Here is a 12,903-nt window from a genome sequence, read left to right as displayed (position 1 = left end):
AGTTATATTAAGTTTTCTACATTAAGCCATTTTTAATTAATTAGTATTAAATTAACTATTTTAAATAGAGAAATAATAATGAGTAACAAAAAAACATTAGCGGTTACAGTATTTGCTTTATTGTTACCGCAACAGTCTTTTGCAAGTAAAACAGAAGGGTTTTACTTTAGTAGTAGATACCACGGTCAATTTTTTAATAACATAGGTTTACTGAAAGTGAAAAAAATAGAGAATAACCCTAGAAAACACATAACTATAAACAAGATGTATATTTCCAATAAGATTAAAGATAAAAAACTAAGTGAGTATAAAAAAGACTACAATCCACCCTTTGCTGGAGGTATAGCATTCGGTTATGAAGGGAAATTAGGTAACAGTAGCTATAGAACTGAATTAGAAGGAATATATTCTTCTGTAAAGGCAGGCAATTTTAGCCAAAAAGGTAGCTGGACGAGTATATTATACTTCAAAGGAATTGGAGAAGGTGCAAACAGAAAAACTTATATGTATGCTGCTAAAGCTGATAGTGACCAAATTGAAAATGTATCTGTAATGGTAAATACTTGCTATCACTTAAAAAGTAACAGTTTCTCCTTTTCCCCTTATATTGGAGCTGGAACCGGTTTAACAAGAATGAAGATGTTCGGGAAAACATTAATAGGACCTGCATATCAATTAAAAGCTGGTCTTGATTATCGTATAAGCAAAGATGTAAATATGCGTGTTGGATATAGACATTTTGGTACCTTTGGCAAAGGCTACAAGCTAAAAGTAGATTTATTAGGAGAAGTAAAGCCAGGTACCTCAGGAGTAAAATCGACACTTGATGATAATGTTAAAGAAGCTTCATTAATAGGAGTTGAAAAACAAGAAGATATAAGTACAGGTAGTGGATTATTGACTACACATGGTATAGAGGCTGGTCTTATTTTTCATTTTGCTAATTAAAGCCTAAATCCTTAAAAAAACAATAGGCACCTCCATTGATATCATTCTAACGTTCCTTCCTCGTCACCCTAGCACGCTGGGTTGTCTAGCTTATACTAAAGAAGCCATAAGATGATAGAAACAAGCTTGTTAATTGCATGAACTCTTACAGAAATAGCTTTAGGTGTTTTTAACTTTTGTTTGTATACTCAACTCAAAACACTTATTTTCAGCCTGTAGATGGATACAATAAAATTTGTTTTATTAATGCTGACAATATTACTGATATTAATTACCAGTATTTACTTATCGGTTAGACTAAAATGGTTACAAATATTTAGATTACCATACGCGCTTTCACTCATTGGAATCAAAAGAAGAGAAAATAAGTTTTCTTCTATAGCTGCCCTATTTACAACTTTAGGGGGAAATTTAGGAGTAGGAAATATTTCAGGAACTGCCGTTGCTCTAAAAACCGGTGGACCTGGCTCCATTTTATGGATGACAATAATTATTGTCATCACTTCTGTAATAAAATATGTTACTTGTTATCTGAGTATGAAGACCAGAAAGAAAAAAAATGGAAAGTTTATAGGTGGTCCTATATCTTGTGTGGCTGATGCATTTAACTCTAAGAAAGCTACAGCTATGTTCCTAGCCATTATGATAATGACTTCCATAACTGTTGGTAACCTTGTTCAAGTAAATTCTCTATCAATACCGCTTAGCATAATAGATGTTCCTATGGTTGTTGGTGGGGTCATAATAGCTATAATATTTTTTGCTGTTGCAGCTTTTAATTTAAAAAAAATCAAAATTTTTATATCGGCTATGATACCGATAATGACGGTAAGTTATCTCACACTTTGTGGTATTATATTATTTAAGTTTAGCAAAAATATTCTCCCTTCTTTGAAACTAATAACAAGCAGTTTCCTTACAACTAGTAGTTTCAACTCTGGTTTATCTCTAGGCTTAATTTTGGAAGTGTTAACCATTATTCGAGTAGGAACTTTACGTGGTATTTTTGCAACAGATATAGGACTTGGCCTTGAAGGTACTGTACATTCTTCAATTGTTCCTAAAAAAAATAGCAATAAATTTATCATTGAACAGAGTCTGATTACAATAATATCACCTTTTATAGTTGCATTTATAGTGTTTGTTACAGCAATGGTACTACTTGTTACAGATTCTTGGGTCACTGATTTAGAGAGTACTAATATGTGTATATTTGCTTTTAAAAGAGCTATGAGTTGGCCTTATATTGATTATTTAATCATGGTCATAATGTTTTGTTTCGCTTTTACTACTATTTTTACTTGGTTTTTTTGTTCAAAACAAACAATACGCTACGTATCTATGAATGATAAATATATTAAAATCTGGATTGTAATTTTTACTGTGATTATTCCGGTTGGTGCAATAAATAGAGTTCAATTACTTTGGGATATTGCTGATATTTCGATTGCTGCTTTATTGTTTATTAACATACTTACTATACTCAAACTAACTTCTAGAAACCCAGAAGTATTTACTATGAGTAACAGATATTTAAAATTACAAGCATAACTAAAATGCAGCAGTCACCACCTAAGCAGCACAATCCTTTTATAAAAACTTAACTAATTACCGTAATAATTATACTAGCTAAGAACTAAAAGGTAGCAGTCAAAGGTAAACAGAGATCTAAAAATAGGTGGTTTATTCTTACATAAAATCAATTCAAGAAAGATGAAGAAAAGCAAAATGAAATAAAACAAGACAGTAGACAATCATCTAAAGCTTTTATAGAAATAATATAAATAATAACTGTGTTAGTATTGTTCAAGCTGCTCGAGACTGAAGGTTTAGGTTTTCAGACCACTAGATTACAGTCTATTAGTGAAAATGATTTAAGTGACGGAAAAAACTCTCAGAAAAAAGAAACTCCTCTACCATAGCTACCTAAGAACTAGTTCACTCAGAGGTGAATAAAGAAATAAGCAAAAAAATTTAACACCTGAGCTCCGGAAATTAGGAGAAAGGAAAGGTTTATGGCAAAATATTAAAAATTTTAATAAAAAATGATTTACGGCATGTTGATGTTAGTAATAGGAAAGTATCAATCAAAAAAAGCGACAAAATGACAGTTTAACAAATATAAAAAACGGCAGATCAACTATTGATATTTCTGCTTCAACACCAAACAGTAGAAATGATTTAGGTGTAGAAAAGCGCACGCACATAGTGTGCCTTCTATAGCGATAGTAGTAGAATCGATATCTTCGTTACTACCGAGGAAAATGTAGATATTAGGCAAAATAATAAAGCTCAATTATAGAAAAGTTCTTATAAAAGAAATAAAGAATTTGAGAAAAAAGAGAAGAATCTTCAAAAAATAAGTAAAGCATTTAAAAAATAGAAGGAAAAAAGAAGAAATGCTGACAAAGTAAATCCAAGCTATTCATTTCCAATCCACAATAATCAATCATGTATAATCTCAAGTAGACCATGAACATTTAACTAACAAGCTTGAGGAAGAAAGAAAGGTTAAGTCTTCAAAAGAAAGGCAAATTATCAGGAGAACGTGGAAAAGATATAAAAATCACAGTGGTAAAACGTATAGTAGAAAATGCTGATAGTAGTGATTATGCATAGAATTGTAAACCAGATTGCCTTGGATTAAACGTCTCAAGCAGCAACAAGAAAAAGATAAAAGTGTATCAATATAAGTTGAGGTTAAAATAATTACTTAGTAAACAATAAGTTTCATGTAATGGTAGCCCTATAACAGAAGAGTATGAGCCACGTAAAAACAATACGAACATTTCAGCAAGGCCTTGTATATTGCACCCTCCTACTTTATTTTTCCACTCTTCTGATGCTAAATAAAATTTAATTTCTTGTACACTGAGACGTTTAAATTTCACTATTGTAACTACAGTTCTAATATGCTGTTTAAATCGATTAGGGGTTAATAAACACACACTGGTATATACTCTGTGTCTTCTTCCCGACAATAAACGAATGTATTTTTCTGCTTGTTCAACGTTTTCGGCTTTGAGCAATATTCTCCTGCCACAGGCAACAACCGTATCAACACCAAGCACAAAATAACTTGGATTTAAACTTTGTATCTTTTCAGCTTTACTTTTTGCCATGCGGATTGAATAATCTCTTGGAAGTTCTTTCTTCGAAGGAGTTTTGTCTATATCTGCTGACAAAATTAAGCCTGGTTTAATATTTATTTGTTTTAGTAAAGCTATTCGCCCTTCTGATGATGAGGCAAGAATAAGACTATTTAGAGATAGTTCTTTCACTTATACCTTTAAGCCTTCTAATTATCCGACCTTTCTTTGCATTCCTATCGTAAATACTCATTTCAACTAGCACCCTATCTCCGATAACAATGCGTATTTTGCTTCTTCTTACTCTTCCTGACACATGACAGATGATTTCATGTTCATTATCTAACTTTACTCTAAATTCTGCCGCAGGTAATAAGACAGTCACTATTCCTTCTACCTCAAAAATTGTTTTCGACTTTTCGTCTTTTATCATTTATTATACTATAGTTAATAATCTTTGTCAGTCTACCATAGATCTTAAAGAAGATAAAAGACCTTTTTCACTAACTTCTTTTATTCTTCCATGCTAATACCGTTAAGAGAATTATTAAGAACACTTATTTAGCTTAACTGCATCTTTCGCTTTATCTAATAATCCATTAATGAAACCAATTTCGCTTGATTTATTAAGCAAATCAGATGCGATATTAGTATATTCATTAATAACAACTGGAGCCGGCGTATCACAATTAGTTAACTCACATATTGCAACACGCAAAATAGATAAGCTTATGAGATTCAACCGCGCAATAGACCAGCTTGGGTGTAAATAAAGTTCTATTATTTTATCATACTCTTCACTGTTTCTTATAACTTTATATGATAGCTCTTCTAAAAATTGATAATCAAACTCTTGACATTCAAATATATCTACTAACTTATTTACATAGCTCCTAAGCTCACAGTTTTCTAGCTTAAAGGTACTTTTGTCGTAGTCTATAAAAATATTTGAGTAAGCAATTTGTATAGTAAAAAATCTCGCTGTACTTCTCTTCATACACCACTTTCTTTCTACAAGCCTTTCCTCCATTAGCTTAACTTTTTGTATAAATCTATCATATACAAAACAGTCAAGGTTGCATAATCACCTATATTCTTTTTGTTTTTACCAGTTCTTACTAAAGCTTTATCTTTGCTATCAACAGTAATTATGCCCATGCCAAAAGGTACTGCATAATACATAATAATAACTCCATTTCATCCTCCGATTTCTCCTTTACAAAGGTATTGATAATAATCAGTTTCACCACAAATTACGTATCCAAAAACTAAATAACCTTCATATTAATATGCCTATTTTTGACCGCAAAAAGAATTGCAGCCAGCATTTCAAATACACCAAGAACCTTAACTAGGTCATAACTAGTATTACCATCTTTCAACTTATCAGTCGTACCTTTAAGCAAAAAATCTGCTATTTTATCATAATAAACTGAATTAACTATTAGTATTTTCAATATTTACACCCACTTTTCTCGTTAAGAAGAATTTCATTAAAGATTGTTGAATTAAAGTTATAATGTTGCTAAATATCCAATATATTACTAAGCCTGTAGGAAAAGAAGAAAAAATAAAGATGGAGATATAAGGTAAAAACCTCACGATATTTACTTGAATGTCATCTTTATTATTCTGATCTTTTTCACTGATTTTTTGCTGAACTACCATAGTAATGCCTAAAATTACTGGTAAAATTCCTATAGAAACAGGAAAATTGTAATTAAACAATCCGAATAGTGTGAAGATGTTTGTCGGATCAGGAGCTGAAAGGTCCTTGATCCATAAATAAAAAGGAGCATGCCTCATCTCTATGGTAACAAATAATACTTTGTACAGAGCAAAAAATACTGGTATTTGTACTATTATAGGAAGAATGCTTGACATTGGGTTAACGTTGTTTTTTTTGAACAGTGCAACTACCTCTTTATGCTGCTTTAAACTATCGTTTTTATATAATTCTTTTATGCGATTCACTTCAGGCTGCAGACTTCTTATTTTAAACATTGAAACATATGACCTGTTAGACAAAGGAAGCATCAAAAGTTTTATTACTAAGGTTAGCACCAATATTGCTAAGCCAAAATTTTTTAAGATTAAGTTAAAATATTCAAGCAGTAAAAATACTGGCTTGGTTACGAAGTAAAGGACACCAAAATCTACAGCTTTGTCAAACAAAGGTATATTGAGAGCACTTTTATAATAATCTAATAGATTCAATTTTTTTGCTCCAGCAAAAAAATAATTTACATTAGAAACACTTGTACCAGGAAATATGCTCTTGTAAGGCTTGACAAAATCTACTTGAAATTTATCAATGTTATTAACATTTATATGTTTGATACTAACGTTTATTTTGTCAGGTTTCTCAGGTATAATGGCTGTAAGCCAATATTTATCAGCAAAACCAAACCAACTTTTTTCACTTGTACTTGTTTTTATTAAACGTTTCTTGGCAATATCCTTATATGTCCATTCCTCTAGCTTATTATCAAACGTACCTAGTACTCCTTCATGCGATATCCAATAAGATTCGTTAATATTATCACGTTTACGATTAATTTTACCATAAGGAACTAAGATTACATTGTCCTTTGTATTATTTTCAACAATTTGCTCAATCTTAAACATGTAGCTGTCATCAAGGCTAACTTTTGTTCTGAATACGATGCCATTTTTATTATCCCAAAACAAATTAACTATTTTCCGATTAGTTAGTTCAGCTTTATCAGTTTGCCAAATTGTTTTAGAATCTGGAATTTTAATTTTGCCACTTGGATCGAGCCAACCAAATTCTGCAAAATATACATCTTTTGATTCTGCAGGTGACAGCAATACCACCTGTGAAGAAGGAGAATTTAGTTCTAAGTAGTAATTGGTTAAGATTAAGTCATCAAACCTGACACCTTTTAAGGAAACCGACCCTTTAACCATATTATTGGTTAGGTTAATCCTTTGTCCTTGAGTAGAATTAATAATTTCGGAACGATTTTGGTGTATCATAGAAGCAAGATCATTAAAAGATTCTATATGTTCAATATTTTCAATTGATTGGTTATTTTGATCTACATTAAGAAAATTATCGTAAATAACACACCACGATACTATAATTGATACAGAAAGGATAGCTGCCAAAATTAGATTTCTTGCTTCTGACATAAATTTGAGCTAAATATACTTCCTTAAAGTGTATATTAAATATTGTACTGAAACAATAAAGTTTGCCTATTTTTAATAATAACTTTTAACACTAATCTTTTATTACTATCTATTATAATAGCTTCACATTTTAACAATATAAACACAGTAAAAAACCCATTTATTTAACTACTAATAATAGTTATCACTAGAATGCTTATATTTATAAAGGAGTAGATTAAAAAATAGATTTCTCAGTACTTTTTCACCATATAAAGAAAAGATTCAAAATAAATTGTTCTATCTAAAAAAATACACTTATGCTTACCTTAACTTACAAAATATTCAAAATTTAAAAATGCATGAAGCTGTAAAAGGTCAAGTAAGAGCTAGAATGGTTTAAGTATCTTAAATGAAAATAGGATTTTGAGGTATTTTTGTTTCTCTGTAAGAGAGAATAAGCTAATATTATGCATATTATATTGTGAATCTCCTTATTAAAACTCTGCAGGTTAATATAGGAGCAGAAATAAATATTGCAGAGCAAGTGCCAATTAAAATGCCAAAGAAGATGATCAAGCTGAAGTCTCTGACTATACCTGTACAAATCAACATCAAAGGAAGAGCAGCAAGTAAAGTTGTACCTGAGGTTAAAACAGTACGAAATAATGTAGCGTTAATACTTGCATCTACTATTTTACTTATATTCCTCTCTTCACCATTTTTTTGATATTCTCGAATTCGATCATACATAATTACTGAATTATTGATTGAATAACCAATTATAGTAAGAAGAGCTGCGATTGATGAAGTATTAAACTCAATGCCAGTCAGGCTAATAAAACCAACAGTTAAAATTATGTCATGAACAAGTGCTATTATTCCACCAAACCCACATTGCCAGTTAAATCTAAGCCAGACGTAAAAAAATATTCCAACAATTGCAACTAACATTGATAATATTCCTTCAAACACCTGTGATGAGCCTATTTGTGGACCAACATAGTCTACTTTACGATAGCTTATCGAACTACCTAGCTTTTCTTCTAGTATACTTTTTATCTTCTTGATTTTATCTTCACTTCCTTCTTTTTTAAAGCGCATAACTAAATTATCACCTGCTTTTGAACTCTGCACCATAAAACTGTTTTCTTTTAATACATTAAGAATAACATGATCTTCATTTAAAGACTTTATCTCTATCAAAATTCCTCCTGTAAAATCTATGCCTAAATTCACTCCACGTAACATGACAGTAAATATTGAAAAAATAACCAGAATAATACTAATTAGTATAGTTAACTTTCTGTATTTGCTAAATTCGATATCGAAGTTACCTGAAACGAGTCTGACTGCCATACTCTTTACTTAAACTCTAACTTTATATATTTTTCAAAAGATTTACTAGTTTATCTTGTGATTAAACTATACTAAGCTTTACTTTTTTTACAGTTAAGTAACATAATTTTTAGATCACATAATTTCATCAATTAATAAGCTATAGTTACTTAGAATATAATATCAACAGAAATACCTAATATGAGTAAGTCACTAATAATTTAATTTTTACTTTGTTAACCTTTTCTTTGTGAATCTACATTCTTTTGAATAAAAAAACTATATCAACACATCTAATTCATTTTGTGAGTCTTGGTTACTAATTTTTTGCACTCTCGCATGCTCTATTAAACTTAATAGCTCTTTTTCTGTTTTACGATCTCCAACTTTTAACGATTTTCTTTTACATTAAATATTATAACTTCAACTATCGTTAATAGTTTCTTTGCTATAGCATCTAATTTGCAATTCGCAAAAGATTGGTAACTTTTTTATATCTTGATATTTGCTGTTATAACACTCTGGCCTTGCTTGCTAAATTTGCCTGAACATACTTCTTATCCCTTATCTTTTGTCCTATAGTTTATACATAAGATCTTACATACACTTTTTTCTCTTTAATTACCTATTCATCGGCTAATAAGTCAGTTGCTTGATAAATAATATTAGCAGAAAATCCTGCTTTAAGTAAGATCTCTGTTATTTTTATTCTCGCTGCTTCTGCATTACTTTTCTCTTCAGCTTAGATAAATTTGATTAGTTCAAGAATTGCTTTGTGTACTTTTCTATGAGATTATGCTTCCTTTGTACTTACTTTTAATTAAAATAGCTGTTTTCTCTTAGAATTTTTAGTCCAAGAAGCAGATCTTCAATATCAATTGAATAAAACACTTTTACTCTAATATGGAAAGCGTATAGATAAACGTCTTCTACCCTTGTCATATTTTAGTACTTGCTGTTTCGGTACTCTAATTTTGTTTATCAAATTTTTCTGAATATATTTCCGCATTAGCCTCCAATGTTTTATCTTTTGCTATATTTTCTAATTTATAGAATCAGTACGTTTCTTATCATTACCATCATTGATATTGCTAATACTATTTTTTATATAAATAAACTATATCCTGCCATAAGGCTTTACCATAATATATTAATTTCTATAACTTTTTATACATTCATAATACAGCTATCTCTATGGTATCAGCTGTATAAAATTTCTATTGCAAGCTTTTATAAAATACCTATATTTCTCAATTAAATTTAATATAACCTTTTCCAAGATACAGTAGTACTAGCTACAACCTGTTGCTAGATAACCTTTGCTCGTTTATAAGAAGAAACAGCAGCGAAAAACGAGCCAAAAGCAATGAGAAAAGATCCAAGCCAAATTGTAGACATTCCAGGTTTGTAATATACTTTAGTAGCAATCTTGTTCTTATTCTTATTGATTTTGCCGATTATAACGTAAATATCAAAAAATAAATTGTGATAAATGCTACTTTCAGCATTCCTCTGACCTTCCACAAGATAAAATCTGTATTCAGGAGTTACTTCACCTAGCACCCTGTTACTCAATAGATTCCTAATATCCATTGTGCCTCTTACTGCTTGGAAATTTTTCTCTCTTATTAATTCGATATTTCGTAAAGTGACCTCAAATTTATTGACTGTTATGCTATCCCCTATTTTTAAGTAGTTCTCTTTTTTCTCTTGCCAACCAACTGAACAGGTTATACCAAGTACTAGAATTGCTACTCCAGCATGAGCGAGCATCATAGCATAGTAAGACCCGGAAACTCTCTTTGCTAATAAAATTGATTCTCCCAGTGCCATCTTAAATAAACGGATTCTTTTACTATATGCTTCCAAAATAAAGACTAATAATGCTATAGAAATGGTAATTGATAATACGATCATTAACTTCATATGAAAAATAAATGGTAAAATAGCTGCAGCACTACAAAATGTGAATTTATATTCACGGAGTATTGATGATAAACTATTTCCTTGCCAACGACAATATTGTCCTACCATAATGAGCACTAGAACGACTAGCACAATAGGGTTAAATAAGGAATTGTAATATGGTGCTCCAACTGAAATAAGTTCACCAGTCAAATATTCGAGCATTACAGGGTATAAGGTACCAACAAAAACAATAAAAAATGCTGTAATAAACAACAAATTGTTTATTAACATCATTGTAAATCGTGAAAAGAATCTTCTACTCCCTGGTATCTGATCAACTTGACCACCAGGTTTTATATTTTCTTTCTCTCTAGATTTCAGTGTTAAATACTGTAATGACAACAAAGATATATGTTTTTTTCTCGCACACACTACAAATATTACTAAGCTGCTAATTACAATTACACTAAGTAAAGCTAATATATATAATCCATACCTTGGATCATCTGTAAACGTGTGCACTGAAGCAAGTATTCCTGAGCGAACTAAAAATGTTCCAGCCACACTCAGTGTAAAAGTTGTAAGTGCAAGCAAAGTAGCAAAATTCCTTAAAACATTAAAATTTTGTACTACAAGTAGCAAATGTATCAGTGCTACTGCAATTAACCACGGCATCAAGGAAACATTTTCTACTGGGTCCCAAAACCAAAACCCGCCCCAACCAAGCTCACGATATGCCCACCAACTGCCAAAGCTAATGCCAAAAGTAAGCAATGACCAAGAGACAAGTACCCAAGGCCTGATAATCCTAGCCCAAAGGTTTCCTTTAGTGTCTACAATTAACCCAGCTATAGAAAGCGAGAAGGGAACACTAAACCCAAGATATCCCAAATATAATATCGGTGGATGGATTGCAAGACCGATATCCTGCAATATCGGATTAAAACCAAGGCCATCCGTTTCAATACTTGTCATTTTAACAAAAGGATTAGATTCAAGTAAAGTAAACAACAAAAAACAGAAGCAAATCAAGCTTTGAGTAATTAAGGACACCCTCTTCAATTCACTGCTATTATCAATGAAAGTACCCATCAGAAACAGGTAAAAGGTAAGCACTAAGGTCCAAAGCAGCATTGACCCTTCCTTATTCCCCCAAACACCACAGATTTTATAGATCAAAGGCTTTGTTGTATGAGAGTGGTAATATACATTTTCAAGTGAGAAATCGTTTGTAATGTGGCAGTAAATCAAAATAGCCATTGACGCTGATACACAGAAAAATACAGCAATAGTAATAAATCGGTAAGAACTAAGCGGTAAAAATAAATATATTAATGATAATAAGCAAGCTGCTAGTAGCAATATGTTTCCAAGCTCAGACATAAGTTATAGATATTTATACAATGATATTACTAATAATAAGTTGAAAGTTAAAGTTTTAATATAAAAATAAAACTAGCATGATGCTTCCATACTTTACTGTATCAATCACGGTAACAGTAAGTAAAAATTAAATATTAAGTTTTACACTTTTATTCTTTAGGATTGGTGTTGAAGTAATATCATAGGTACAATCAAGATTAGCAAATCTTTATATTAGTAAAAATAATAAAATAGAACAGTAATAACAAGTCAGTAATTGATTTAAAAAAATCTCTATACTGTTTTGGGATTTTAAAAGTAAGAAGATTTCAAATATAAGAAAAGTAAATTATTAATAAAGAGATTTAGCGACTATTTGCTGATTGGCTTGCAAAGAAAATAAATTATATGTAACTAAGTAAGTTGTAAAATATATTATTTATAATGTTACTAGAAGTGTTTATGGTAATGTTTTCACGGAAGTTAAGTACCTAATAATCTAGTGCTGAATAAGAACCAAGGCAATAAATAGAGAAAAAACGATTAAAGAAGCTATTGGTGTTTTCAAAAAGGTTAACATAAAAAAGCCTTTCATAAACTCTCAGTAGCAAAAAAGCAAACCAGAAAGTTTTCAAAAAATGTGAAAGAAACTCAAGAAAAGATTAAAATGAAGAGAGTAAAACTAAAAAGACTTACTGATAATAGACAATCAATAGTAAAAACAATTAGAAATTTTTATAGAAGTTAAGGATAGCCTCTTTATCTATTTAAGTTAGTTGAGCTCAACTTTTTGTAATAATGTTGAAATGTATTAGAATATTAGAGAAATCGTTTTAGGTAAAAAGAAAAGAACCAATTAAAGACTTCCTATTAAACCATGATAATTCGTTCAACGAAACGTATTCTAAATTACATGGTAAAAGAGACAACGTTACAGCAGTACTATCAAAGTAATGAGTTAAAGAGTTTTTACGACAAAGGTATAGAGAAAAAGAAGTATTGCAACCAATAGTACCTTATATAAAAAATATGGAAATTTATGTGATAAGATAAATCCAAGAATGCAATCGAAAAAAAGAATAACGGAAGAAAAACTTGAGGAAAATAGGTAAGTTAATGCTAG

The 12,903-nt window shown here is 30.5% G+C and carries 10 protein-coding genes and 1 pseudogene; 3 read left to right on the top strand and 8 right to left on the bottom strand.

Annotation, left to right across the window (positions count from 1 at the left end; all coding sequences use genetic code 11):
• The first annotated feature begins 78 nt into the window (after positions 1-78).
• The 3 genes from WOO_RS02405 to WOO_RS04275 all read left to right on the top strand — a co-directional run bounded on the left by WOO_RS02405 (position 79) and on the right by WOO_RS04275 (position 3,567).
• Positions 79-948 carry a P44/Msp2 family outer membrane protein gene (locus WOO_RS02405; RefSeq protein WP_014869090.1) on the top strand — a complete coding sequence of 290 codons (870 nt, stop codon included), beginning with the start codon at positions 79-81 and terminating at the stop codon, positions 946-948.
• Positions 949-1,167: 219 nt separating this feature from the next.
• Complete coding sequence (locus WOO_RS02400) at positions 1,168-2,499, top strand: alanine:cation symporter family protein (protein ID WP_014869089.1); 1,332 nt, start codon at positions 1,168-1,170, stop codon at positions 2,497-2,499.
• A gap of 942 nt (positions 2,500-3,441) precedes the next feature.
• Positions 3,442-3,567, top strand: coding sequence for a hypothetical protein (locus WOO_RS04275; protein ID WP_255325495.1), 126 nt, complete (start codon positions 3,442-3,444; stop codon positions 3,565-3,567).
• 65 nt (positions 3,568-3,632) lie between these two features.
• Here the strand turns inward: WOO_RS04275 and WOO_RS02395 are convergent, their stop codons facing one another.
• The 8 genes and pseudogenes from WOO_RS02395 to WOO_RS02365 form a co-directional block, all read right to left on the bottom strand.
• Positions 3,633-4,229, bottom strand: coding sequence for a Maf family nucleotide pyrophosphatase (locus WOO_RS02395; RefSeq protein ID WP_014869088.1), 597 nt, complete (start codon positions 4,227-4,229; stop codon positions 3,633-3,635).
• Positions 4,207-4,470 (bottom strand): translation initiation factor IF-1, encoded by a 264-nt coding sequence (gene infA, locus WOO_RS02390; RefSeq protein ID WP_014869087.1) that lies wholly within the window; start codon positions 4,468-4,470, stop codon positions 4,207-4,209. Before infA ends, WOO_RS02395 begins: the two co-directional genes overlap by 23 nt.
• A 114-nt stretch (positions 4,471-4,584) precedes the next feature.
• Entirely contained in the window at positions 4,585-5,067 is a 483-nt protein-coding gene (nusB, locus tag WOO_RS02385; protein ID WP_014869086.1) for a transcription antitermination factor NusB, read from the bottom strand.
• A pseudogene (locus tag WOO_RS02380) lies at positions 5,067-5,497 on the bottom strand (6,7-dimethyl-8-ribityllumazine synthase). The gene nusB and the pseudogene WOO_RS02380 overlap by 1 nt, the downstream one beginning before the upstream one ends.
• Positions 5,475-7,193 (bottom strand): membrane protein insertase YidC, encoded by a 1,719-nt coding sequence (yidC, locus tag WOO_RS02375; protein ID WP_014869085.1) that lies wholly within the window; start codon positions 7,191-7,193, stop codon positions 5,475-5,477. Before yidC ends, WOO_RS02380 begins: the two are co-directional and overlap by 23 nt.
• Positions 7,194-7,649: 456 nt before the next feature.
• The gene (secF, locus tag WOO_RS02370; RefSeq protein ID WP_014869084.1) at positions 7,650-8,531 is read right to left on the bottom strand and encodes a protein translocase subunit SecF; all 882 of its coding nucleotides are present in this window, start codon (positions 8,529-8,531) and stop codon (positions 7,650-7,652) included.
• Between the two features lie 795 nt (positions 8,532-9,326).
• A complete protein-coding gene (locus tag WOO_RS04270; protein WP_255325494.1) occupies positions 9,327-9,452 on the bottom strand; it encodes a hypothetical protein in 126 nt (41 codons plus the stop codon).
• 366 nt (positions 9,453-9,818) lie between these two features.
• Entirely contained in the window at positions 9,819-11,801 is a 1,983-nt protein-coding gene (locus WOO_RS02365) for a heme lyase CcmF/NrfE family subunit (RefSeq protein WP_014869083.1), read from the bottom strand.
• Positions 11,802-12,903 lie beyond the last annotated feature (1,102 nt).

The organism is Wolbachia endosymbiont of Onchocerca ochengi (assembly GCF_000306885.1).
Classification (GTDB): Bacteria; Pseudomonadota; Alphaproteobacteria; order Rickettsiales; family Anaplasmataceae; genus Wolbachia.
The sequence above is the reverse complement of the archived record's forward strand: the minus strand, read 5'-3'. Positions and strand labels throughout refer to the sequence as shown.

Coding starts and splice junctions, on each gene's coding strand:
- secF (WP_014869084.1), bottom strand. CDS start 8,531: ATGGCAGTCAGACTCGTTTCAGGTAACTTCGATATCGAATTTAGCAAA.
- WOO_RS02400 (WP_014869089.1), top strand. CDS start 1,168: ATGGATACAATAAAATTTGTTTTATTAATGCTGACAATATTACTGATA.
- infA (WP_014869087.1), bottom strand. CDS start 4,470: ATGATAAAAGACGAAAAGTCGAAAACAATTTTTGAGGTAGAAGGAATA.
- WOO_RS02365 (WP_014869083.1), bottom strand. CDS start 11,801: ATGTCTGAGCTTGGAAACATATTGCTACTAGCAGCTTGCTTATTATCA.
- nusB (WP_014869086.1), bottom strand. CDS start 5,067: ATGGAGGAAAGGCTTGTAGAAAGAAAGTGGTGTATGAAGAGAAGTACA.
- WOO_RS04270 (WP_255325494.1), bottom strand. CDS start 9,452: ATGACAAGGGTAGAAGACGTTTATCTATACGCTTTCCATATTAGAGTA.
- yidC (WP_014869085.1), bottom strand. CDS start 7,193: ATGTCAGAAGCAAGAAATCTAATTTTGGCAGCTATCCTTTCTGTATCA.
- WOO_RS02405 (WP_014869090.1), top strand. CDS start 79: ATGAGTAACAAAAAAACATTAGCGGTTACAGTATTTGCTTTATTGTTA.